This window comes from Nocardia sp. 852002-51101_SCH5132738 (assembly GCF_001665695.1).
GTDB lineage: Bacteria > Actinomycetota > Actinomycetes > Mycobacteriales > Mycobacteriaceae > Nocardia > Nocardia nova.
This window is the reverse complement of sequence record NZ_LZML01000150.1, coordinates 34936-57908: the sequence shown is the minus strand read 5'-3', so window position 1 is coordinate 57908 and position 22973 is coordinate 34936. Positions and strand designations below refer to the sequence as shown.

Below are 22973 nucleotides of genomic sequence, written 5' to 3'. Positions count from 1 at the left end.
GGGTTCCCACGGGCGCGAATTCTCGGTGAATTCTTCGGACGGGCCGCCTCGGCATCGCAGCCGAACCTGTCGGTGCCCGGTGTGAGAATGCCGTATGGCCTATGACGAGGAGTTGGCGGAGCGGATCCGGGACCTGCTCGGGCCCGCCGTGACCGAGACGGTCGAAAAGCGCATGTTCGGCGGGCTGGCCTTCCTGGTCGGCGGCAATATGGCGGTGGCGGCGAGCGGGCAGGGCGGACTGCTGGTCCGGGTCGATCCCGCGCAGGCCGAGGACCTCATCGACGGCTCCGCGGTCGCGCCGATGGTGATGGGCGGACGGGAGATGCGGAACTGGCTGCGGGTGGCGCCGGAGTATCTCGACGACGACGAGGTGCTGCACACCTGGCTGGACCGTGGGCTCGGATATGCCCGGACGTTACCGCCGAAATAGCCGGAAGACGTTGTCCGCCAGCGCTATTCGGGTGCCTGCAGGGCGGGGAACCAGATATCGGTGAGGACTTCGGCGGCCGCGGCCGCGGTGACCTCGATCGTGCCCTGCATCGCCCACCGGGTGAAGAAGCGTTCCAGCTGCGCCACCAGGAGCTCGATGCGCAGGCGCGCTTCGTCGCGGCGGGCCTCGGGCCAGCGCGCCAGATAGGCCGGCATCCCGTCGGCGAGCTGCATGATGCCCTCGCGCGCGAGGTCGCGGAACTCCGGTTCGAGCGCGGTCGCCTCGTCCCACGCGGGGAGCAGATCCTTGTTGTCGAAGAACCATTCGATGGCCCGGAGCATCCACGTGGTGAACTCCGCGCGGGAGCCGGTGGCCAGGACCCGATCCAGATCCCGGTAGAAGAATTGGACGCTGGCGAGCGTGCCCTGTTCGGCGATCGCCCGCAATACCTCGGTCTTCCCGGTGAAGTGCAGATAGAACGTGGCGCGGCTGCAGCCGACCGCGGCCGCGATGTCGTCGACACGCACCCCCAGATAGCCCTCGCGCACGAACAACTGCCGCGCCTCCTCCACGATGCGCATCCGCGTCGCCCGCTTCTGCTCATCGCGCAGCGACCCGCGCCGGGCGGTCGATTCCGAAGGCATGACGTCGATGATAGACGCCCGCACACTCACTGGACGCTGTGTCCAGTGAGTGCTACCGTGTGTGCCACGTCACGTCCGGCGCTGCCGCCGAACGCCGCGGTGAGGAACAGAAGATGCGCGCATTGCAATTGACCGGGCCCGGCACGCTGGAGCTTCGCGAAGTCCCGATCCCCGAGATCGGGCCCGCCGATCTGCTGTTGAAGGTCGCGGCGGCCGGAATCTGCCATTCGGACTCCTTCGTTCTCGGCTTGCCGTTCCCGTTGCGCGAGGATCCGCTGACGATGGGGCACGAGATCGCCGGAACCATCGAGGCGGTCGGCACCGAGGTCGAGGGGCGTCGCGCGGGGGAGCGGGGGCTGGTCTACCTGTGCTGGTCCTGTGGCGTGTGCCGGGAATGCGTGAGCGGTAACGAGAACGTCTGCCTGGCGGCCGGTCGCACCGCGATGCCGCCGTGCCCCGGCCTCGGACCCGACGGGGGCATGGCGGAATACGTTCGCATTCCGGCGAATTCGTTCGTGCCGATCGGCGAGCTGGACTTCGCGAGGGCAGCGCCGTTGGCCGATGCGGCACTCACGCCGTATCACGCCATCCGCGGAGCCGCCGACCAGTTGCGGCCCGGCGCCACCGCCGTCGCGATCGGCATCGGCGGGCTCGGACATGTGGCGGTGCAGATCTTGAAGGCCACCACCGCCTGCCGCATCATCGCGGTCGACATCTCGCCGGAGAAACTGGAACTCGCCACGGCATGCGGCGCCGATCTCACCCTGACGGCCGACGAGAAGACCGCCGCCCGCATTCTGGACTGCACCGACGGCCGGGGCGCCGAGGCCGTATTCGACTTCGTCGGCAACGACGCCACCGCGAAACTCGCCGTCGAATCGGTCGCGCCGAACGGCGCCTACCGGATGGTGGGACTCGACGGCGGAATTCCGGGTATCGACGCCGGACCCGCCGGTGGGCCCGGCCTGCCGTGGGGAGCCACCGTCCGAAAGTCCTACGGCGGCACCAGAAGTGACCTGTACGCGTCGGTCGCACTCGCGCAGCGCGGCGCCATCGACGTGTCGGTGGAACGTTTCGACCTCGCCGAGGGCCCCGCCGCATTCGAACGACTCGACCGGGGACTGATCCGCGGTCGTGCCGTGCTCATCCCGTAAGCAGAAAGTGAAGGTTATGACGCGAGCTGCCGACCCGCAGGCCATCGCCGCCCGGATCACCGCCGACCTCACCGGTCCCGGTGGGCCGTTCGAGATGGTGGTCGAAGAGGTTCTGGGCGCGCCGATTCCGGTGATGCGCGATCGGCGGCGCAGTATGGCCGAGCTGTTCCACGCGGGTACGGCCTGGGGTGACCACGACTATCTGGTGACCCCGGACCGACGGATCACGTTCGCCGAACACGGCGCCGCGGCAACGGCTCTCGCGCGCGCGCTCGCCGATCGCCACGGTGTCGGCAAGGGTGATCGGGTGGGGATTCTCGCCGCGAACACGCCCGAATGGGTGACGACCTTCTGGGCGGCGCAGGTACTCGGCGCGATTCCGGTCGGCTACAACGCGTGGTGGGCGCCGCGGGAAATCGCCTACGGTCTGGAGCACACCCAGCCGACGGTGGTGGTCGCCGATGCCAAACGCGCCGCACTGCTGGCCGAGGTGGCGACCGATGTTCCGGTACTCACCATGGAATCCGATCTGCCGCAGCTGATCTCCGGTCATCCCGGCCCGGCGCCGGAGGTGTCGATCGCGGAGGACGACCCGGCGGTCATCCTGTACACCAGCGGCACGAGCGGCCGGCCCAAGGGCGTCGTGCACACCCAGCGAAACCTGCTGGCGGTCTGCGACTACCACCGCTTCACCGATGCCATGGCCGCCGCCTTCCGCGGGCAACAGCTCGACCCGGGGCCCAGCGACCGCCGATTCCTGCTGACCTCACCGCTGTTTCATATCGCCAGCCTGCACAATCTGATCATTCCGCGGCTGGCCACGGGCGCGACCGTGGTGATGAACACCGGCAGCTTCGACCCGCAGCGGGTGTTGTCGCTGATGGAGCGGGAACGGGTGACCAACTGGGGTGCGGTGCCGACGATGGTCAGCCGCATGCTCGAACACGACCTGTCCCGCTACGACCTGTCGAGTCTGGTGGCGTTCTCACTCAATGCCGCCCCGTCCTCGCCCGCCTTCCATCAACGGCTGCGCCGGGAACTGCCGATGGCCGAGGTCGCGCTCACCACGAGCTATGGACTGACCGAAAGTGGTACCGCGGCAACGGTGGCCACACCGCCGGTGCTGGCCGCCCACCCCGACACCGTGGGGATGCCGATCATCGGTGTGAGTATCGAGATTCGCGATCCGGACGGCCGGACGCTGCCCGACGGCGAAGAGGGCGAAATCTGTGTGCGCAGCCCGTACGTGATGCTCGGCTACTGGAACGATCCGGCCGCCACCGCGAACGCCATAGATGCCGAAAGATGGCTGCACACCGGTGATTTCGGCGTCCTGGAGGAGGGACGGCTGCGTCTGTCGGGCCGGCGATCGGATCTCATCCTGCGTGGCGGGGAGAACGTGTACCCGACCGAAATCGAGAATGTGCTCGACGAGCATCCCGCGGTGCTGGAATCGGCGATACTCGGTGTGCCGCATGCCGATCTGGGCCAGGAGGTGGCCGCGGTCGTGGTCGTCGCCGATCCGGCCGCTGTGACCGAGGACGAGCTGCGGGCCTTCACCGCCGAGCGGCTCGCCTATTTCAAGGTGCCGGCCCGCTGGGTGATCACGGCACAACCGTTGCCACGCAATGCGACCGGCAAGGTTGTCCGGCGCGAGATAGAGATCTGACGCGCCCCGCCGGGGCGGGTGGGTGAAAGAGGAACTGTCATGTACGACAGCATCATCAAGGGCGGTACCTGGTTCGACGGCACGGGCGCGCCGTCGGCGGTGCGCGACGTCGGCATTCGCGACGGCCGGGTGGCCGCCGTCTCGGCCGAACCCCTGGACGAATCCGGTTGCGACACCGTCGTCGACGCCACCGGCAAATGGGTGATCCCCGGGATGCTCGATATCCACACCCATTACGACGTGGAGGTCCTGCTGGATCCGTCGCTGTCGGAATCGGTGCGCCACGGTGTCACGACCGTACTGCTCGGCTCCTGTTCACTGTCCACCGTGCACGTCGGCGCCGAAACCGCCGGCGACCTCTTCGGACGAGTGGAGGCCATCCCGCGCGGACATGTGATCGACGCGGTCGGTGATGTCAAGACCTGGCGCAACGCACACGAATACGCCGCCGCCCTGGATGCCTCGCCGCTGGGGCCGAATGTGGCCGCGTTCCTGGGACATTCGGATATCCGCGCGGCGGAGATGGGCCTGGACCGCGCGACCCGCACCGAGGTGAAGCCGACCGCCGGTGAGTTGAGCGCCATGCGCCGGCATCTGGACGAGGCTCTCGACGTCGGCTTCGTCGGCATGTCCTCGCAGCAGCTGATGTTCGACAAACTTGACGGCGAGACCTGCCGTTCCCGCACCCTGCCCTCCACCTACGCGACGATGCGCGAACGGCACCAGCTCAATTCGATCCTGCGGGCTCGCCGGCGGGCACTGCAGGGCGGTCCCGATGTGGCGCGGCCGCACAGCCTGCTGGCGATGGCGCTGTCGAGTCTGGGAATCGGGCAGCCGCATCTCAAGGTGAGTCTGCTCTCGGCGGCCGACATCAAGGCGATTCCCATGGTGGCGCACGTATTTCCGGCATTGGCGCGGGCGATCAACGCATGCGGCGGGGACTTCCGCTTCCAGCATCTGCCGGTGCCGTTCGAGGTGTACGCCGACGGTATCGATCTGGTGGTGTTCGAGGAATTCGGTTCCGGCGCAGCGGCATTGCACCTGTCGAATCAGCTGGACGAGCGCCACCGGATGCTGCAGAGCGAGAGTTACCGCCGCCAGTTCCGCAAGGATTACGACCGCAAGTTCGGCCCGCGGGTCTGGCATCGCGACTTCTTCGACGCCGAGATCGTGGAATGCCCGGACAGCTCGGTCGTCGGCAAGACCTTCGGTCAGGTCGGCGTGGAACGTGGGGGAGTGCATCCGGTCGACGCGTTTCTCGATCTGGTGGTGGAGTACGGGCCGAAGGTGCGCTGGCGCACCACGATCTCCAATCATCGGCCGGGCGTGCTGGATCGCTTCGCCGCCGACCCCGGGATGCAGCTCGGCTTCTCCGACGCCGGCGCGCATCTGCGCAATATGGCCTTCTACAACTTCGGGCTGCGGCTGCTGCGCCGGGTGCGCGAGGCCGAGCTGGCGGGCCGCCCGTTCATGTCGGTGGAACATGCGGTGCACCGGCTCACCGGGGAACTGGCCGATTGGTACGGGCTCGACGCGGGACATCTGCGCGTCGGGGACCGCGCCGATGCGGTGGTGATCGACCCGACCCGGCTGGACGGGGGACTCGAACGCTACACCGAACAGACGATGCCGTACTTCGGCAATCTGTCGCGCATGGTCAACCGCAACGACGACACGGTGAATGCCGTATTCGTCGGCGGCCGTTACGTTTTCGGCAACGGTACGGCCGCGCCGGTGCTGGGTTCGCAGCGCACGGGACGCTTTCTCACCGCCGCGTGACGGGGCTGTCGGGCTCGTGTCGGCCTCAGCCGAGGTCGTCGAGCTTGCGGTGCAATACCGCACGCTCGCGGTCGTTGCCGCACAGGCGCACCGCCAGCTCCCATTCCTCGCGGGCTTCACTCGTGCGGCCGAGGCGGGCGAGCAACTCACCCCGAACCGTGGGCAGCAGTTGGGAATTCGGCAGTGCGCCCTCGGCGCGCAGACCGTCCACGATCGCGAGTCCGGGGTCGGGGCCCTTCGCCATCGCGACCGCGACCGCCCGGTTCAGCTCGACCACCGGTGACGGGGCGAGGCGGCCCAGCGCTTCGTAGAGGCTCACCACCCGGTCCCAGTCGGTGTCGGCGACCGAGCCGGCGACGGCGTGGCATTCGGCGATCGCGGCCTGCACGCCGTAGTAGCCCAGTCCGCGGCCGGCCTGTCCGGCGCGGGTGAGGGCGGCGCGGCCACGCCGGATCGCCGCACGGTCCCAGCGCCGCCGGTCCTGATCCTCCAGCAGCACCGGCTCACCGTCCGGGCCCGTCCGCGCGGGGAAGCGGGCCGCGGTCAGCTCGAGCAGAGCCAGCAGTCCGTACACCTCCGGCTCGTCCGGCATCAGGTGGGACAGCACCCGCGCCAGCCGCTGTGCTTCCCCGGCCAGATCGAAGCGGATCAGTTCGGTGCCCGAGCTCGCCGACGAACCTTCGGTGAAGATCAGGTAGATCCCGCTGAGCACCGAGCTCAGGCGGGCGGCGCGCTCACTCGCCTCCGGCACGGCGAACGGAATGTTTTCGGCGGCAAGCGTTTTCTTCGCCCGGGTGATCCGCGCCTGAACCGTCGCGGCCGGAACGAGGAACGCTCTGGCGATCTCGTCGCTGGTGAGACCGCCGACCACCCGCAGCGTCAGGGCCACCCGCGCCTCGCGGGAGAGCACCGGATGGCACGCCGTGAAGATCAGGGCCAGCACGTCGTCGTCGATGCGATCGGGATCCCACAGCGGTTCGGCTGCCGCACGCATCGGATCCGAACCGGGCCCGCCGGTCAGCGCACCGCCCTCACCCAGATCGTGGGCGAGGGCGGCGTAGCGATCGTCGAGGGCGGAGCGGCGGCGGAAGGTGTCGATCGCGCGCCGCCGCCCCACGGTGAGCAGCCAGCCGGCCGGATTGCGCGGTGTCCCCTCCCGCGGCCAGGTGACCAGCGCCTCGGCCAGTGCCTCCTGCCCCAGATCCTCGGCGAGGGCGAAATCGCCGGTGTAGCGGGCGAGGGCGCCGACGATGCGCGCGGATTCGATCCGCCACACCGCGGCGACCGCCTCGCGTCCGGTGGGATCGGCCGTCATCCGCAGGTTCCGCTCAGAGCTGCCCGGTGGCCTCGCGCCACGCCCGCTCCTTCTGGATCCACACGTTGTCCTGCGGGAATTCGTCGATCGTGGGCACCCGCCGGATCTCGGTCTTGCACCCCTTGACGATGACCGGCATCCGCTTCGCCCACTCGATCGCCTCCTCCTTCGAGGCGACGTTGAGAAGATAGAACCCGCCGAACAGTTCCTTGGTCTCGCCGTAGGGACCGTCGGTGACGACCGGGGTCTCCGCGTCGTAATCGACCACCACACTGTCCGCGGGGTCGAGCCCCTCCGCCGCGAGCAGCACGCCCGCCCGGATCAACTCGTCGTTGAACTTGCCCATCGTCTCCAGCACGGTGTCGAAATCGACCTCGCCCATGCTTGCGTAGGCCTCGTCCGTGGCGCGCATGATCAGCATGTACTTCATGGTGTGTCTCCTTCGTCTGGCGGATCCCCTCCGGACCCTCTCACCCCTAGGTCGAACGGCACCCACTATGGATCGACACGGCAGCCGAAATTTTCCGAAAGATTTTTCCGGCCGCATTATCGCAGGTCACCAAGGCCCTCACCCCTTGTTCGTGGTGCGCAGGGCCCAGGCGAGGACGCCGAGGGCTGCGGTGTTGGCGAGGGCGCGCAGGATGTTGAGGGTGATCCAGGGGCCTTCGAACTGGTGGCGCAGGGCGGCGAAATCGCCGGACGAGGTGTCGGCGAGCTGGTTGTTCAGCGGCACGTTGCCGCCCGAGGTGATGAGGAAACTGATCACGTTGAGCGCCAGGGCGAGGAGAACCCACCACAGCACGGTGCGCTGGTCGGTGCGCCAGTACAGGACGGCGGCGAGGCCGGTGAAGGCGACCGATCCGAGGAAGCTCAGCATGAAGACCGGATTGACGATGACGGTGTTGATCCGGTTCATCACGTCCACGAAGGTGCGGTCGTCGAGCTGACGCAGCGCGAGCATCACCGAGCTGGCGTAGGCGTAGAAGACGCCGGCCAGCAGGCCGGTGGTGACGGTCGCGCCGATCAGGGAACCGGTCGCGAAGCCGGAGGTGGTCGAGGTGGCGGTGACGGTGGTCGCTGTCATGCACTCAGTACACCGGGAAGCGGTGAGCGTTCCCATGGTCGTGACGCTCGCTCCCATACGCGAGCGTCCACGGCTCCACCGATCCGGGTCAGCGGAACGGTGTGATCTCCGCGAGTCGCCCGCCGCGCATCTTGTTCACCCATTCCGGGTCGGCGAGCAGCGCTCTGCCCAGTGCGACGACATCGAATTCGCCGCGCTCGAACTGCTCGCGCAGCAGAGCGAAGCGCTGCGCCTGGGTCTCGTCGATGCTGTCGCCGCGGAAGACGCTGTCCACGCCGACCGAACCGACGGTGATCACCGGCAGGCCGGTGATCTTCTTGGTCCAGCCGGCCAGGCTGAGATCGTCGGCGTGGTCGGTGAATTCGGGCAGCCAATGCCGCCGCAGCGAGGTGTGGAAGATGTCGACCCCGGCTTCCACGAGCGGAGTCAGCAATTCTTCGAGGTCCGACGGGCTCTCGGCGATGCGCGCGCTGTAGTCGACGCCCTTCCACTGCGAGAAGCGGTAGATGATCGGGAAATCCGGGCCGACGGCCGCGCGGACGGCGGCGACCACCCGGGCGGGGAACGCGGCGCGCCGGCGGATGGTGCCGCCGTATTCGTCCTCGCGGTGATTGGTTGCGGCCCAGAAGAATTGATCCAGCAGATAACCGTGTGCGCCGTGCAGTTCGATGCCGTCGAATCCCAGCTCCCGGGCCAGCAGCGCCGATTCCACGTACGAGTCGACGAGGGTGTCCAGGTCCGCGGTCGTCAACGCCCGCCCCACCGGCGCTCCGGTGAAGTCGACACCGGAAGGACTCACGGTGGGCGTGTCCGGCTCGAAGCGGGGCTCGTTCCCGCGATCCACACCGGTATGCCACAGCTGCGGGACAATCGACGCCCCTTCGGCGTGCACCGCCTCGACCACCGCACGCCAGCCGGCGGCACTCTCGTCACCGTAGAACCGCGGCACCTTCGCGATCGGCCCAGCCGCCGGTCCCCGCACATAGGTCCCCTCGGTGACGATCAGACCGACACCTCCGGCCGCATGCTCGCGGTAATACTCGATATTCTCCGCATTCGGAATGCCGTCGGGCGATTTCGCCCGCGTCATCGGAGCCATCGCGAATCGGTTCCGCAGGGTCAGCGACCCCGCGCGAAATTCGGAAAACAATTCGTCCAGGTGGATCCCCGGCCCATCGATCAAATCCTGTGACATGCGGCACGTTTCCTTCCGATTCGACAACTCGGCCCTCGAAATGGAAGACAACGCGGTCAGCGCCACCGGCATTCCTGCCTGCCCGGCTCAGTGGGCGAGGGCGTTCAGCGTGGGGCGGATGATGTCGTCGGCGATCCAATGTGCCACTCCGTCCGCATAGGGGGCGGGCGGGTTCAGTACCAGGTGGGTGAAACCGGCGTCGATCAGTTCGAGCAGCGTCTCGCGTACCCGGCCGGGGGCGTCGTAGGAGATGGGTAGCTGCGCCGAGCGTGTGATGTGGGTGGGGTCGCGGCCGATCGCCGCGCAGTGTTCGTCCAGTGCCCGGCTGCGCTCGCGGAGCGCGTCGACGGTGGTGAGCGGTGGGCCGATCACATTCCAGAGATCGGCGTGGGCGGCGACGATCGGCAGCGTCGATGCGCCCGCACCGGCGAGCAGAATCGGTGGATGCGGCCGCTGGACGGGTTTCGGATCGCATTGCGCGCCGGTGAGAGGAAAATGGTCGCCGGGGAAATCGAAGACGTCCTCGGTCCACAATCGCCGGATCAGGACACAGGCCTCGTCCAATCTGCGCACCGCCTCGCGCCAGGTGCCGACCGGAATTCCGTACGCCTCGTATTCGGGCGCCACCATCGTCTCGAAGCGGGGATCGTTGCGCGGGAACCCGCCGACGCCGATTCCGAAATCCAGCCGGCCGCCCGAGATCACGTCGACGGTGGCCGCCATCTTCGCCGAGAGCGCGGGGTGGCGAATCCGGTTGTTGGACACCAGCAATCCGAGCCGGAGTCGGCGCGTCTGCGCTGCCAGCGCCGCCAGCAGCGTCCAGCCCTCGAGGACCGGCCCCGCCGACCGACGTCCTTCCGGAGCGCCACCGTCGTGACCCGGCAGCCCGACCGCCGCCCGTGGCAGCAGATGGTCGTACAACCAGGCGTGCTCGATCTCGGGTATGCCGTCGGCCTCCAGCCACACTCGCAGGATCTCCGCATAGGCGACGTGCGCGGGTGTCGTCTTGATGCCGAAACTCGGCGCGGGCCTGCCCGAATCGCTCATACCGGCGACGCTAGACCGTGGAGTGCTCTCCAGGTCAAGGCTCCTCGTCAGCGCGAGGGCGGCAGGACCGGGCTCTGCCAGGCGCTCGCATACTTCTTCTTGTTCGCCACATCGGCGGGTTTGCTGCGGTACACCACGTACGGGCGGATCAGATAGCCGACGGGTGCGCTGAACATGTGGACCAGCCGGGTATAGGGCCAGACGGCGATGAGCGTCAGCACGATGAGCCCGTGCGCCTGAAAGGTCCAGGGCGTGCCGACCATCAGATCCGGCTGCGGATGCGCCGTGAAAAGGCTTCGGAACCATGGAGATACGGTTTCGCGATAGTTGTAGGTGCCCCACAGCAGATTGCTGCCGACGGTATTGAGCAGCCCGGTGATCAGCGCGGCCGCGAGCAATACGTACATGAACGTGTCGTTGGTGGTGGTGGCCTGGCGGACGGCCGGGACACGCACGCGACGATAGGCGAGGATCGCGATGCCGGCGATCACCGCGACGCCGGCCACCGTACCCGCGGCGACGGCGACCAGGTGATAGAGGTGCTCGGAGATGCCCACGGCATCGGTCCAGGACTCCGGAATCAGCACGCCCAGAACGTGTCCGCCGATCACACCGAGCATGCCGAAGTGGAACAGCGGACTGCCCAGCCGCAGCAGCCGGGATTCGTAGATCTGCGAAGACCTTGTGGTCCAGCCGAATTGGTCGTTGCGATAGCGCCAAAGGTGGCCCAGCACGAACGAGGTGAAGGCGATGTAGGGCAGGGTCGCCCAGACGGTGGATGTCATCGTCGGTCTCCGGATCCGGCGAAAAGCCCTGCGGTGGCCGGGGTTCCGGCTGCGGGCGGGGAGTACAGGTCGGGGTTCATGGCGGGATGCATCGACTCGCCGTTCATCGAATACGGCTCCAGCCCGACGTCCTCGTCCGGCGGTCCCTGCGCCGCCAGTTCGGCGATCCGGCGGCGGTCTGCCGTGGTGGGCGGAGGCAAGGTCGCGAGAACGGCGGCCAGGGCGCCGGCATACGGCGATTCGCTGTCGGTGAGCGACAGCCGCAGCATCTCCAGTACCGGGACGTGTTCGCCGAGCAGGCGTTCACCGCCGATCGGGTCGACGGTGGCCGCGAACTCCAGCAGCACCGGGAGATGATCGGGCAGTTCGCGATCCGACAACTCCGCACCGGCATGCCGGTAGGCGTGCTTGAACCGGAGCAGCGCCATACCGCGCTTGCGGGTGTCGCCGTAGGCGTAATAGGTCAGATGCAGGCTGGCGCGCCGGCGCAGGTCGAACGTTTCGACATAATCGCGCGCCAGGGTGAGCGGTGCGGTGCCGGACAGATGGGTGAGCGGCCGAAGGAGATCGGTGCGCACCGGTTCCGGGAGGGCGGCTGCCGCCTCGGACAGATCGTCGAGTATCGCCAGCGTGTCCGGACCGGGGTAGTCCAGCACCAGAGCGGCGATACGCCAGACCAGCCGGCGATCGCGTTCGGACATGTCGACCACGGGTGCGGGCCGGCGTCGGAGAGTCAGTAGTCCCACGGTCACATCCCTCGTCGGTTGGGTCGCCCGCCCGGACATGCGTAGCTGCGCAGCGTGCGGCGATGGATCTCGGCGGGCGCGGTGCCGGTCGAGCGGCCGGCCGGGCTCGGCAGGGGGCGGCGAAACGGCCTCATCGGGTCGCTCCGGTCGGCTCGGGCAGCGTGTCGTCGGCTACTCCGGGTCCGGAATCGCCCGCGTTCCCGTTCGCTTCCGGACTCGTGTGCGCGGCGCCGTTGCCATCGCCGTTGCCGTTGCCGTTGCCGTTGTCACTGCCGTCGCGTTCGGGCAGCAGTCCCTCGGTCGACCCACCGTCCCAGTTCAGCAGATTGATGCGCGACGACTTCCGCTCCGGTGCAGCGGTATTGGCGTCGACGAGAGCGAACTTCTCCGACGTCACATCGAACGCCGTCATCCCGGGCCCGCCGTCACCCTCCAGGCTGCACCCCGTCGCCAGCGAATCCAATTCGTGCGCCCGGGATGTCGCGCCCGACGGAATCACGTACCGGTGTTCGTATTTGGCGATGGCCAGCAGCCGGTACATCGCCTCGATCTCTTCGGGCTCCAGGCCCACGGCGCCCGGGATCGCCGGTTCGGGTTCCTGGCCGAGGTTGATCGAGCGCATGAACGACCGCATCCCGGCCAGCCGCTGCAGCGCCGCGCGCACCGGTCCGATATCCCCGGCGGTGAACAGCTCGGCGAGATATTCCACCGGGATCCGCAGTGAATCGATGGCGCCGAACAGATTTCCGGCATCCTCACCGTCGTGCCCGGTCTCCGCCAGCACATCCACGACGGGCGACAGCGGCGGCACGTACCAGACCATCGGCATGGTCCGGTATTCCGGATGCAGCGGCAGCGCGATCTTGTAGTCGACGATCAGTTTGTACACCGGCGAATCCTGCGCCGCCGCAATCCATTCCGGAGAGATCCCAGCGCGTTCGGCCTCGGTGATCACGCGCGGATCGTGCGGGTTGAGGAAGACGCCCAGCTGCGACGGGTACAACTGCTCCGGATCGGTGACCGACGCCGCCTCGAGGACCGCGTCGGCGTCGTAGAGCATCACGCCGATGTAGCGCAGTCGCCCCACACACGTCTCCGAGCAGACGGTCGGAATACCGACCTCCACGCGCGGATAGCAGAACGTGCATTTCTCGGCCTTGCCGGTCTTGTGGTTGAAATAGATCTTCTTGTACGGGCAGCCGGTGACGCACTGCCGCCAGCCGCGGCATTTGTCCTGGTCGACCAGCACGATGCCGTCCTCGGCGCGCTTGTAGATCGCACCCGAGGGACAGGAGGCGCCGCAGGACGGGTTGAGGCAGTGCTCGCAGATGCGCGGCAGATAGAACATGAAGGTCTGCTCGAATTCGAGTTTGACCTGTTCCGACAGCCGCGCCAGCAACGGATCACGGCCGACCTGATCCGGTCCGGAGCCGAGGTCGTCGTCCCAGTTCGCGCCCCAGGTGACCTTCGTATCCTCACCGGTGATCAGCGATTTCGGCCGCGCCACCGGCGTGGTGTCCATGGCCGGTGCGGACAGCAGATTGTCGTAGTCGTAGCTCCACGGGTCGTAGTAGTCCGACACCGTCGGCAGATCCGGATTGGCGAAGATGTTGAGCAGCCGCTTCATGCGCGAACCGGACTTCAGGGTGAGGCGGCCGCGGCGGTCCAGCGTCCAGCCGCCCTTCCACTTCTCCTGATCCTGGTACTGCCGCGGATATCCCTGTCCCGGACGAGTTTCCACGTTGTTGAACCAGACGTACTCGGTGCCGCCCCGGTTGGTCCAGGCCTGTTTGCAGGTGACGCTGCAGGTGTGACAGCCGATGCATTTGTCCAGGTTCATCACCATGGCCAGCTGTGCCATGACACGCATATCAGTACTCCACTTCCTGTGAGCGTCTCCGGATCGTGGTGACCTCGTCACGCTGATTTCCGGTGGGCCCGTGGTAGTTCAGGGCGAACGACTGCTGGGCGTACCCGCCGATCAGATGCGTGGGCTTGATCATGATCCGGGTGAGCGCGTTGTGGATGCCGCCGCGTTTGCCCCGGCCGGCCCGAAGCTCCGGGCCGCCTTCTATGCGCGGCACGTCGACCGCGCGATCCTGCGCGTGGTACATGAACACGGTGCCCTCGGGCATGCGGTGGCTGACGATCGCCCTGGCCACCACCACCCCGTTGCGGTTGACCGCCTCGATCCAATCATTGTCGGCCACACCGATTTTCGCCGCGTCGCGATCGGACATCCAGATCGCCTGCCCGCCCCGGGAGAGGGTGAGCATATGCAGGTTGTCCTGATACGCGGAGTGGATCGACCACTTCGAATGCGGGGTGAGGTAGCGCACGGTGACCCCTCGTTCGCCGACCGCGCCCACATCGGGTTCGCGGAACAGGGCCGACATGTCGAGCGGCGGCCGGAAGATCGGAAGTTGTTCGCCCAGTTCGATCATCCAGTCGTGGTCGAGGTAGAAGTGCTGACGCCCGGTGAGCGTGTGCCAGGGCTTGAGCCGTTCGGTATTGATGGTGAACGGGGAGTACCGCCGACCACCGGTTTCGGAGCCGGACCATTCCGGTGAGGTGATCACCGGCACCGGCCGCGCCTGCGTATCGGCGAAGGTGATCCGCTTGCCCTCGTGCTCGGCCGCCAGATCCGCCAGCCGGGTACCGGTGCGGCGCTCCAGCGCGTGGAAACCCTCCACCGCCAACCGGCCGTTGGTGGTGCCGGACAACGCCAGAATGGCCTCCGCGGCGTGCACATCCTTGGCCAGTGACGGGCGGCCCTGCGCGGCGCCGGAGACCACGGTGCCGTTGACTCCGCGCAGGTACTTGACCTCGGCGTCGGGAACGGTGGTGACGCCCTTGGTGGTGACCCCGAGCGTTTCGATCAGCGGGCCCAGCGCCGCCATCTTCTCCGCCAGCTTCGGGTAGTCGCGTTCCACCACCACCAGCTTCGGCATGGTCTTTCCCGGAATCGGTTCGCATTCACCGGCTTTCCAGTCCAGCACCCGCCCGCGCGCCTGGGCCAGGGCGTCGGCCGAATCGTGCTGCAACGGAACGGCGACCAGATCCTTGCGGACGCCGAGATGTTTCTCGGCCAGCCAGGAGAATCCGCGCGCGATGCGGTGGAACGCCTCGAAATCGGTTTTCGCCTCCCACGGCGGGGAGATCGCGGGGGAGAAGGCGTGCACGAACGGATGCATATCCGTCGAGGACAGGTCGTGTTTCTCGTACCAGGTGGCGGCCGGGAAGACGATATCGGAGAACAGCGTCGTCGACGTCATCCGGAAATCCAGGGAGACCAGCAGATCCAGTTTGCCCGTGGGCGCCTGGTCCGGCCGGCGCACCTCCTGCGGTGGGACCCCGGCCGAATCGTCGGCCTGCAGGTTGGAATCCGCGCCGAGAAGATGGCGGTGGAAGTACTCGTTGCCCTTGCCCGAGGAGCCGAGCAGATTGGCCCGCCACACGGTGAGAACACGGGGGAAGTTCCGCGGTGCGTCGGGATCCTCGCAGGCGAACTCGAGATCACCGGATTTCAGGTTGCCGACCACATAGTCCTGCGGCGTCTGCCCCGCGGCCTCGGCGGCATCGACCAGGTCCAGCGGATTGCGATCGAACGTGGGATACGTCGGCATCCAGCCGAGCCGCGACGCCAGGGCGATATTGTCGGCGGCCGTGCGCCCGGCGAAAGCGCCCGAACTCAGTGGGGACGCGAAGGATTCGGAGGTGAAGGGGTCGTAGCGCCACTGGTCGTTGGTCAGATACCAGAACACCGTGCCCTGCATCTGGCGTGGCGGCCGCTGCCAGTCCAGGCCGAACGCCAGGGTGGACCAGCCGGTGACCGGGCGGCACTTCTCCTGGCCCACGTAATGCGCCCAACCGCCACCGTTGACGCCCTGGCATCCGGTGAGCAGCGTGAGCGTGAAGAAGGCGCGATAGATCTGATCGGAGTGGAACCAGTGGTTGGTGCCCGCGCCCATCAGGATCATCGACCGGCCGCCGGAGCGATCGGCGTTGTCGGCGAATTCGCGGGCGATGCGAATCGCTTGTGCGGCAGGCACTCCCGTGATCGACTCCTGCCACGCGGGAGTGTAGGGCGCGCTCGGGTCGTCGTAACCGGTGGGCCAGTCGCCCGGCAGATCCGGGCGCCCGACGCCGTACTGCGCGAGCAGGAGGTCGAAGACGGTCGTGACGCGGCGTCCGGCCACGACGGTGGTCGGCACCGAGCGGGTGACGACGCCGGTCTCACCGTCGAAGCGGGGGAACTGTACGGCCGCAGCATCGTCGGTGCGGCCGTACAGAGTCAGCAGCGGATCGACGCCGCCGAGGTCCAGATTCCAACGCCCGGCGCCGGATTCGGAGAATCGGTCGCCGAGGGTTCCGTTGGGCACGACGGGATGTCCGTCGGCGTCCAGGAGCACGGTTTTGTGCTCGGCGTTGTCCACGTCGAAGCCCGCGACGCCGGCCGCGGCGAGGTCGGCGGCGGTGAGGAATTTTCCGGGCAGCCAGGTGTGGCCGCGGTATTCGCCCTCGCCGTTCCAGCCGCCGTCGCGTTCGTCCAGCGTGATGAGGAACGGGAGGTCGGTGTAGCGCTTGATGTAGTCGTCGAACCGGGCGGTGGACCGGTCGACGAAGAATTCGCGCAGCACCACATGGCCCATCGCCATCGCCAGGGCGGCGTCGGTGCCCGGGCGAGCCGGCACCCATTCGTCGGCGAATTTGGTGTTGTCGGCGTAGTCGGGGGAGACCACCACCACCTTCTGACCGCGGTAGCGGGCCTCGGTCATGTAGTGCGCGTCCGGGGTCCGGGTGACCGGGACGTTCGAACCCCACATGATCAGATAGCCGGCATCGAACCAGTCCGCGGACTCCGGGACGTCGGTCTGGTCGCCGAACACCTGCGGCGAGGCGACGGGCAGATCGGCGTACCAGTCGTAGAACGACAGCATCGATCCGCCGAGCAGGGAGATGAACCGAGCGCCGACCGCGTGCGACACCATCGACATCGCGGGGATCGGCGAGAAGCCGGCGATCCGGTCCGGCCCGTACTGTTTGATCGTGTAAACGTGTGCGGCGGCGGCGATTTCGGCGGCTTCCCACCATTCCGCCCGCACGAATCCGCCCTTGCCGCGTGCGGCCTTGTACGTCGTCGCCCGCTCCGGGTCCTCGACGATGGATTCCCAGGCCAGTACGGGATCCTTCAACCGGGCCTTCGCCTCGCGGTACATCTCGAGCAGCACCCCGCGCACATACGGATACCGCACGCGCGCAGGGGAATACGTGTACCAGGAGAACGAGGCGCCGCGCGGGCAGCCGCGGGGTTCGTATTCCGGTTTGTCGGCGCCGACCGACGGATAATCGGTCTGTTGCGACTCCCAGGTGATCACGCCGTCGGAGACGTAGATCTTCCACGAGCAGGAGCCGGTGCAGTTGACGCCGTGGGTGGAACGGACCACCTTGTCGTGGGCCCAGCGGTCGCGATAGAACTCGTCGGCCTCGCGCCCGCCGACCTTGTGCACGGTGCGGAGGTCATCCGACACCTCCCCGCGCTGGAAGTAGCGCCCGACCTTCAGCAGCGCGTCGGCCACCGACTCGGGGACGCCGTTCGACGCGGTAGATGCGCCGCGCGAGGCTGCGGGTACGCCGTTCGACTCTGACGAGGGGGCCGAACCCTTCTTGTGCGAAATGACCACAACGCCCCCATCGAGACAAATGAACCGGGCTGACCAGACCGAGAGTAAGGACGCTCGCGGGGGCGGCAAAACGATCCGCTCACACCGCGCGCGGGTCACCGGTGAGCTGTGAGGTGGGGGAAACGTCCCGGTCACTGGGCAATTGCCGGTCGCACCGGGTGATTCGGGTCCGACCTGCGGCGATACCGATTCTCACGGCGCCGGCCCACCGGTGGAGAGCCGCTGTCCACGTCCCCGGTGATGCTTTGGAAACCGGCGCTTCGCGGGCGTTTTACATTTGTTAACACGTTGTCGAGGCGTCGGATCGAGTCGAAGGGATAGCGGCGCGCACGCGAAAGTGACGGCGATTACCGCTACCGGATGGGGATAGCCGCAGCGATGCCGCCACCGGCGGGAAGGCCATAGGCTGCCCCCGAATCCAACAGCAGGAGAAGCGATGTCGCGCTCTATCACCGTTGCCGGCGTTCTCGCGCCGCTGGCACTCGCCGCTCACGCGGTGGTCGCAAGCACCGTGGCGCAAGCGGATCCGGTGCCGCCCGATCTCATGGGGCCGGCGGTACCGGCGATCGCCGATATCAACGGTGACGGCGTGCCCGATGTCGTCTTCAGTGACTACCTTCTCGGAGGCGGCGTCTCGGTCTTCCTGGGTAAGCCCGGAGGTGGCCTGCGGCCGGCCGTGCACTATGCCACCGGCGGCCAAGCCGACTACGTCGCCATCGCCGACTTCGACCATGACGGCACGCTGGACCTGGCCGTCACGAACTTCGCCTCGAGCGACGTCTCGATCCTGCTGGGCCACGGTGACGGCACCTTCGCCGCCGCGGTCGACTACGCCACCGACTTCGCGCCGGGCGCCTTGGTCGCCGCCGATTTCGATCACGACGGAAACCTCGATATCGCGACCTCGAACCAGGCGCCGTCGTGGTCGCTGCTGCGCGGCCGCGGCGACGGCACCTTTCAGCCCGCGGTGACGATATCCACCGCCGGCGGCGTCGGATCCGGTTCGGCCGATGTCGCCGATTTCGATGGTGACGGCAACCTCGACCTGCTCCGCGGCAACTACGTCAACAGCACGATCCAGATCTATCGAGGCCACGGTGACGGAACCTTCGATGCGCCGGTCACTTTCGATTCGGGGGCGGCGACCGCGTGGTACGGGATGGCGCGCGATGTCGACGGGGACGGCAAACCCGACATCTTGTTCTCCAACCTCGTCAACGGGACCGTCTCGGTCCTGTCGAACCGGGGCGACGGCACGTTCTCACCGGCCGTCGCGTATCCGACCGGTGGGCTGCTGCCGCAGTGCTTCGACGTCGCCGACGTCGACGGTGACGGGAAACCGGACCTGGTGGTGGCCAACGGCGGCACCTCGAACATCGCGGTCCTGCACGGTCACGGCGACGGCACGTTCGACCCGCCGGCAGCGGTCTATCCGTCCGGTGGTCTGGTCCCGCTGTCCACTCCGGCACTCGCCGACTTCAACGGTGACGGGAAACTCGACGTGGTCATCGGCAACACCCTCACGGGCAACATCACACTGCGTGACGGCAACGGGGACGGCACCTTCGGGCCGGCCACCGACTACCCGGCATAGCCCGGGGCCACGGCGTGCCGGCCGGATCGACGCGGTAGTTGCCGCGCGTCTCCCTCAGCCCGGCAGCGGCAGATATTCGACCAGCTCGCCGTCGGTGGCGTCGGCGGGGACGACGACCAGTGCGTCACGATCGAGCAGCCCGGCCAGGTGGGCGGTGCGGACATGTCCGTCGGCGACCCAGCCACCCTCGTCGGCCGCGCGCGCCGGCAGGACCCGCGGCACCGGGCCGGAAACCTGTCCCGCATTCAGGAGAACTCCGGTGCGCACCCGCGCCGGTGTGCGCCCGGTGAGACCGGAGACGATGGCCGGGGCGAGCGCCCACAGCGTCGCCACCGCCGCGTACGGGTTGCCCGGCAGACCGAGAACCACAGGGCCCGCGGGCATCTGCGCGACCACGGTCGATCCTCCCGGCCGCATCCGCAAGCGGTGCACCAGGATTCGCGCCCCGGCCCGATCCAGTGCGCCGCGCAGCTGGTCGGCCGCGCCGCCGCCGGTCGCGCCGACCACGACCAGAAGATGGTCGTCGGTCGTATCGGAGAGCACATCGTCGAAGCCGTTGGGCGTATCGCGCAGATGCACCCGGTCCGACGATTCTATTCCGTGCCAGGACAACAACTCCGGGAAGACGGGGCCGACCGAATCGCGGGTCTGGCCGCTGCGCAGCGGACCTTCGCTGCGAATCTCGTCGCCGGTCATGACGATTCGCGCGCGGACCGGACCGCGGACCTGGGCGGTGATTACCTCGGCGGCGGTCGCGACGGAAATCAGTGCCGCGTCGACCGGGGTGCCCTCGGCGGCAACGATATCGCCGGTGTGCCAGTCCTCGCCGCGGTGGCGCACATCGTCGCGGATCGGCGCCTCGGGCAGTCGCCGCAGCAGCCCGTCGTCGAGCCGGACGAATTCGTCACGCACCACGGTGTCGGTACCCTCCGGGACATGGGCGCCGGTGGCGATGCGGACCGCCTCACCGGCGAGCAGGCCCACCGGTCGTTCACCGCCGGCGAAGCCGACGTCGTGACGCAGCCGCCACGGTTCCGCGCCGGCCACCGCGTAGCCGTCCATGGCCGACACATCGAAGCGGGGCAGCGCCGAGGCGGCACGCAGCGGGGCCGCCAGCGCCGCACCCCGCACCGCAGGCGGCCGGGCCTCGTGCACCGGCAGCCGCGTGATACCGGTGCGCAGGATGTCGCGTGCCTGCGCCAACGGCAACGCCGGTGCGGCGGCCTGGGCCGCGCGCACCTGTTCGGGCGTGTCGCAATCGGCGATACCGGACAGCGGCACCATCAGGGTGTCGACCGGAACCAGCGCCTTCATCGGCTGATTGGTCACCGAATCCAGTTGCCGCAGTGCCGAGAGCAGCGCCGCCCGCCGCCACACCCCGACCAGATATTGCGGTCGGCCGGATTCGTCGGTCGCGAAAACCGCGTCGGCCTCGGAAGTCGTTGCGTGCCCGATCAATTCGCCGATCGCGGCGGCGGTGAGGAACGGCAGGTCGGCGGCCAGGACCACGACCAGATCGGCCGGGAAATCACATTCCTCGAGAGCGCGCACCGCGCAGGCGACGGCCGCGACCGGGCCCGCTCCGGCCGGTACCTCCTGCACCTGCCGGATCTCGGGCGCCAGTTCGGGCCGATGCGGGCCGACCACCACCGTGCGCACGCAGTCGGCGACCGCGTCCAGCGCCACGGTGAGCATCGCCCGCCCGCCGACCGCGATCGCGGGCTTGTCCACCCCGCCCATCCGGGTCGCCCGCCCACCGGCCAGCACGATCGCGTCGACAGTCGTCACAGCGGCTCACCCGGCAGGTTGATCATGGACCGATGGTAATCCGCCCACATCGGACGGCGAAGGGCGCGGACGGGCGCACGTCCGTCGTCTGCCGCCGCCGCACGTCAATCGCAGGGCGCACGCAGCAACCGGAACCGGTTCGTCTCCGGATCGGTCAGCATCGCCTGAGCCGGCGGATGCACCGCGGCGCCCTGGCAGGGAACCGCGCCGGCGGCGGTGAGCCGGGCGACCTCGTCCGCGGGATCGCCGGTGGAGTAGGTGACGACATCGAGGTGGACGCGATCGCTTTCGCGGGCCGCGACCTGGGTGCGCAGGAATTCCAGCCACGGACCCTGGCCGGTGGCCGAGCGAATGCCGGACATGCGGGATTCGTCGTGGGTCAGCGGCCAGCCGGCCGCGGTCTCCCAGAACCGGGCCAGCCGGGTGGGATGGGGAGTGTCGACGACGATCGCGGCAACCGCGCCGGTATCCACGTATTCCTCGCGCGGTTCGAGCACACAGAATTCGTTGCCCTCGGGATCCGCGAGCACCGTCCAGGGCACCGCGCCCTGCCCGATGTCGATCGGCCGCGCGCCCAGTGCCAGCGCCCGATCCACCTGCACGCGTTGATGATCCAGCGAACGACCCACCACATCGAGATGGATGCGGTTCTTCGCGGACTTGGGTCCGGCCGCCGGCAGGAACATCAACGACACATCAGCGGAATCCGGGTCGGAAGCAGCCACCTCGACCGCGTGCGGACGGTCCACGGTGATCTGCCAGTCGAGCAACTCCGCCCAGAACCGCGCCACGTTCCGTGGCCGGATCGCATCGAACACCACGCACGCCAGACGGGTGGTCATGCCTCCACGGTAACCGCGGAACAGGAGTAATGGGCGAATTCGGATATCCGTGGGTCGACACCGAGGTCGACGGCCGGATTCGCGATGTCGTCAGTCGCCGAATCGATGCCGGGCGGCGGCCAGGTCGACGCGATCGCCGCGGATCGGGCAGCCCTCCTCGGCCAGCCGGCGCAACTGGCGCTGCACCAGATGAGCCGCCGGAGTGCCATCGGCGCGCAGTACCCGATGCCAGGGCAGATCGGCGGAGTCGGTGCGCATGATCCAGCCGACGGTCCGCGGGGTCGACAGCCCGGCGGCCGCCGCGATATCCCCGTAGGTGGCGACTCGTCCGGGCGGAATGGCCGCGACCAGCTCCCGCACCCGCTCGATCTCGGCGTCGGTGGTCGGCATCAGAGCACCGACCGCACGACGTCGGCGGTCTCGGCGGGCCGGGCCTGCGCGACCATGTGATCGCAGTCGAATTCGTGCAGCGTGAAATGCGGCAGCGTGGCGAACGCCGCGACGGTCGCGGGGGTGACGAACGGGGATTTGCCGGCCCGGACCAGCACGGTCGGAATCCGCGGCGGCGGCAGAACCAGCTCGCGCGCCAGCTGGCCCCAATAGGAGGTGACGGCGGGCAGGCTCATCCGCCACGTCACCCGGCCCTCGGGAGTGCCGACCAGGTGTTCGGCGAGTTCGGCCTCGAGGAGTCCGGGGTCCACATCGGCCCAGGCCGTCTCGAGCTTGTCGCGGCGTGCCTCGGCGATGTCGCCGTAGTCGGGCCGGGCCAATCCCGCTTCGGCGATGTCGTGCAGCAGTACCGGATCGAGGCCGATCGCGGGATCCAGCAAGACCAGCGCGCGGACCAGGTCGGGGCGGTGACGGGACAGATGGATCGCGACCGCCGCCCCGAACGAATGAGCCACCACGACCGCCGGTTCGGTGAGCAGCGGAACCAGGTCGTCGACGATCTGCTCGAAGGTCCACGGCGGGAGCGAACTCGCCCGCCCGTGCCCACGCAGGTCGGGAGCGACGACGCGCACCTCGGGCAGGTGCCCGTCGGCCAGCGCGCCCCACCGCCGCCCGTGTCCGGTCAACCCGTGCAGGGCGAGGACGAGCGGACCGTCGGCGGGGCCGAATCGATGAATATGGGCGTCGGACACCCGATCATTGTGCCGCCGACGACACAGCGGTGCGACCGGTGCACACCCGAGGCCCGGAAAGTGTTCGTGCGCAGG

At 68.3% G+C, this 22973-nt stretch carries 19 protein-coding genes; 5 read left to right on the top strand and 14 right to left on the bottom strand.

The window, feature by feature from the left end:
* Window positions 1-94 precede the first annotated feature (94 nt).
* Complete coding sequence (locus A5789_RS22820) at window positions 95-430, top strand: TfoX/Sxy family protein (RefSeq protein WP_063010291.1); 336 nt, start codon at window positions 95-97, stop codon at window positions 428-430.
* Between the two features lie 23 nt (window positions 431-453).
* Here A5789_RS22820 and A5789_RS22815 read toward each other — a convergent pair whose 3' ends face one another.
* Window positions 454-1074 (bottom strand): TetR/AcrR family transcriptional regulator, encoded by a 621-nt coding sequence (locus A5789_RS22815; RefSeq protein ID WP_063010293.1) that lies wholly within the window; start codon window positions 1072-1074, stop codon window positions 454-456.
* Between the two features lie 113 nt (window positions 1075-1187).
* Here A5789_RS22815 and A5789_RS22810 point away from each other — a divergent pair, with 113 nt between their 5' ends.
* The 3 genes from A5789_RS22810 to A5789_RS22800 are packed head-to-tail and all read left to right on the top strand — an operon-like array spanning window position 1188 to window position 5676.
* On the top strand, window positions 1188-2228 hold the full coding sequence (locus A5789_RS22810) for an NAD(P)-dependent alcohol dehydrogenase (protein ID WP_063010468.1): 1041 nt from the start codon (window positions 1188-1190) through the stop codon (window positions 2226-2228).
* Window positions 2229-2244: 16 nt separating this feature from the next.
* Window positions 2245-3897: a class I adenylate-forming enzyme family protein gene (locus A5789_RS22805; protein WP_064904123.1), complete on the top strand. Its 1653-nt coding sequence runs from the start codon at window positions 2245-2247 to the stop codon at window positions 3895-3897.
* A 39-nt stretch (window positions 3898-3936) separates the two neighbouring features.
* Entirely contained in the window at window positions 3937-5676 is a 1740-nt protein-coding gene (locus tag A5789_RS22800; protein ID WP_064904122.1) for an amidohydrolase family protein, read from the top strand.
* Between the two features lie 25 nt (window positions 5677-5701).
* Here A5789_RS22800 and A5789_RS22795 read toward each other — a convergent pair whose 3' ends face one another.
* The 9 genes from A5789_RS22795 to A5789_RS22755 form a co-directional block, all read right to left on the bottom strand.
* Window positions 5702-6991 carry an RNA polymerase sigma factor gene (locus tag A5789_RS22795; RefSeq protein WP_064904121.1) on the bottom strand — a complete coding sequence of 430 codons (1290 nt, stop codon included), beginning with the start codon at window positions 6989-6991 and terminating at the stop codon, window positions 5702-5704.
* A gap of 13 nt (window positions 6992-7004) precedes the next feature.
* Complete coding sequence (locus A5789_RS22790; RefSeq protein ID WP_030515967.1) at window positions 7005-7421, bottom strand: YciI family protein; 417 nt, start codon at window positions 7419-7421, stop codon at window positions 7005-7007.
* 138 nt (window positions 7422-7559) lie between these two features.
* Window positions 7560-8075 carry a DUF1772 domain-containing protein gene (locus tag A5789_RS22785; RefSeq protein WP_064904119.1) on the bottom strand — a complete coding sequence of 172 codons (516 nt, stop codon included), beginning with the start codon at window positions 8073-8075 and terminating at the stop codon, window positions 7560-7562.
* Between the two features lie 88 nt (window positions 8076-8163).
* Window positions 8164-9270, bottom strand: a complete 1107-nt coding sequence (locus A5789_RS22780; protein ID WP_063010303.1) for an NADH:flavin oxidoreductase — start codon at window positions 9268-9270, stop codon at window positions 8164-8166.
* 87 nt (window positions 9271-9357) lie between these two features.
* Window positions 9358-10317 (bottom strand): LLM class flavin-dependent oxidoreductase, encoded by a 960-nt coding sequence (locus A5789_RS22775; protein ID WP_064904117.1) that lies wholly within the window; start codon window positions 10315-10317, stop codon window positions 9358-9360.
* Between the two features lie 47 nt (window positions 10318-10364).
* Entirely contained in the window at window positions 10365-11102 is a 738-nt protein-coding gene (gene narI, locus A5789_RS22770; RefSeq protein ID WP_063010307.1) for a respiratory nitrate reductase subunit gamma, read from the bottom strand.
* Window positions 11099-11848, bottom strand: coding sequence for a nitrate reductase molybdenum cofactor assembly chaperone (gene narJ / locus A5789_RS22765; protein ID WP_082940891.1), 750 nt, complete (start codon window positions 11846-11848; stop codon window positions 11099-11101). The genes narI and narJ overlap by 4 nt, the downstream gene beginning before the upstream one ends.
* 130 nt (window positions 11849-11978) lie before the next feature.
* Window positions 11979-13709, bottom strand: a complete 1731-nt coding sequence (gene narH, locus A5789_RS22760) for a nitrate reductase subunit beta (RefSeq protein WP_197516694.1) — start codon at window positions 13707-13709, stop codon at window positions 11979-11981.
* A 10-nt stretch (window positions 13710-13719) separates the two neighbouring features.
* Window positions 13720-17427: a nitrate reductase subunit alpha gene (locus A5789_RS22755; protein WP_064904113.1), complete on the bottom strand. Its 3708-nt coding sequence runs from the start codon at window positions 17425-17427 to the stop codon at window positions 13720-13722.
* Window positions 17428-17968: 541 nt separating this feature from the next.
* On the opposite strand from A5789_RS22755, the gene A5789_RS22750 reads away from it, so the two are divergent.
* The gene (locus A5789_RS22750) at window positions 17969-19126 is read left to right on the top strand and encodes a VCBS repeat-containing protein (protein WP_064904111.1); all 1158 of its coding nucleotides are present in this window, start codon (window positions 17969-17971) and stop codon (window positions 19124-19126) included.
* 54 nt (window positions 19127-19180) lie between these two features.
* Here the strand turns inward: A5789_RS22750 and A5789_RS22745 are convergent, their stop codons facing one another.
* The 4 genes from A5789_RS22745 to A5789_RS22730 form a co-directional block, all read right to left on the bottom strand.
* Entirely contained in the window at window positions 19181-20914 is a 1734-nt protein-coding gene (locus tag A5789_RS22745; protein ID WP_082856687.1) for an NTP transferase domain-containing protein, read from the bottom strand.
* A 104-nt stretch (window positions 20915-21018) separates the two neighbouring features.
* A complete protein-coding gene (locus A5789_RS22740; RefSeq protein ID WP_063010313.1) occupies window positions 21019-21756 on the bottom strand; it encodes a VOC family protein in 738 nt (245 codons plus the stop codon).
* 90 nt (window positions 21757-21846) lie between these two features.
* Window positions 21847-22146, bottom strand: coding sequence for an MGMT family protein (locus tag A5789_RS22735; RefSeq protein WP_030515956.1), 300 nt, complete (start codon window positions 22144-22146; stop codon window positions 21847-21849).
* Window positions 22146-22898: an alpha/beta fold hydrolase gene (locus A5789_RS22730; protein WP_063010315.1), complete on the bottom strand. Its 753-nt coding sequence runs from the start codon at window positions 22896-22898 to the stop codon at window positions 22146-22148. The genes A5789_RS22735 and A5789_RS22730 overlap by 1 nt, the downstream gene beginning before the upstream one ends.
* Window positions 22899-22973 lie beyond the last annotated feature (75 nt).

What these genes read in the sequence shown, in the direction of transcription:
- A5789_RS22820 (WP_063010291.1), top strand. Translation starts at nt 95, where the DNA reads ATGGCCTATGACGAGGAGTTGGCGGAGCGGATCCGGGACCTGCTCGGG.
- A5789_RS22815 (WP_063010293.1), bottom strand. Translation starts at nt 1,074, where the DNA reads ATGCCTTCGGAATCGACCGCCCGGCGCGGGTCGCTGCGCGATGAGCAG.
- A5789_RS22810 (WP_063010468.1), top strand. Translation starts at nt 1,188, where the DNA reads ATGCGCGCATTGCAATTGACCGGGCCCGGCACGCTGGAGCTTCGCGAA.
- A5789_RS22805 (WP_064904123.1), top strand. Translation starts at nt 2,245, where the DNA reads ATGACGCGAGCTGCCGACCCGCAGGCCATCGCCGCCCGGATCACCGCC.
- A5789_RS22800 (WP_064904122.1), top strand. Translation starts at nt 3,937, where the DNA reads ATGTACGACAGCATCATCAAGGGCGGTACCTGGTTCGACGGCACGGGC.
- A5789_RS22795 (WP_064904121.1), bottom strand. Translation starts at nt 6,991, where the DNA reads ATGACGGCCGATCCCACCGGACGCGAGGCGGTCGCCGCGGTGTGGCGG.
- A5789_RS22790 (WP_030515967.1), bottom strand. Translation starts at nt 7,421, where the DNA reads ATGAAGTACATGCTGATCATGCGCGCCACGGACGAGGCCTACGCAAGC.
- A5789_RS22785 (WP_064904119.1), bottom strand. Translation starts at nt 8,075, where the DNA reads ATGACAGCGACCACCGTCACCGCCACCTCGACCACCTCCGGCTTCGCG.
- A5789_RS22780 (WP_063010303.1), bottom strand. Translation starts at nt 9,270, where the DNA reads ATGTCACAGGATTTGATCGATGGGCCGGGGATCCACCTGGACGAATTG.
- A5789_RS22775 (WP_064904117.1), bottom strand. Translation starts at nt 10,317, where the DNA reads ATGAGCGATTCGGGCAGGCCCGCGCCGAGTTTCGGCATCAAGACGACA.
- narI (WP_063010307.1), bottom strand. Translation starts at nt 11,102, where the DNA reads ATGACATCCACCGTCTGGGCGACCCTGCCCTACATCGCCTTCACCTCG.
- narH (WP_197516694.1), bottom strand. Translation starts at nt 13,709, where the DNA reads ATGGCACAGCTGGCCATGGTGATGAACCTGGACAAATGCATCGGCTGT.
- A5789_RS22750 (WP_064904111.1), top strand. Translation starts at nt 17,969, where the DNA reads ATGTCGCGCTCTATCACCGTTGCCGGCGTTCTCGCGCCGCTGGCACTC.
- A5789_RS22740 (WP_063010313.1), bottom strand. Translation starts at nt 21,756, where the DNA reads ATGACCACCCGTCTGGCGTGCGTGGTGTTCGATGCGATCCGGCCACGG.
- A5789_RS22735 (WP_030515956.1), bottom strand. Translation starts at nt 22,146, where the DNA reads ATGCCGACCACCGACGCCGAGATCGAGCGGGTGCGGGAGCTGGTCGCG.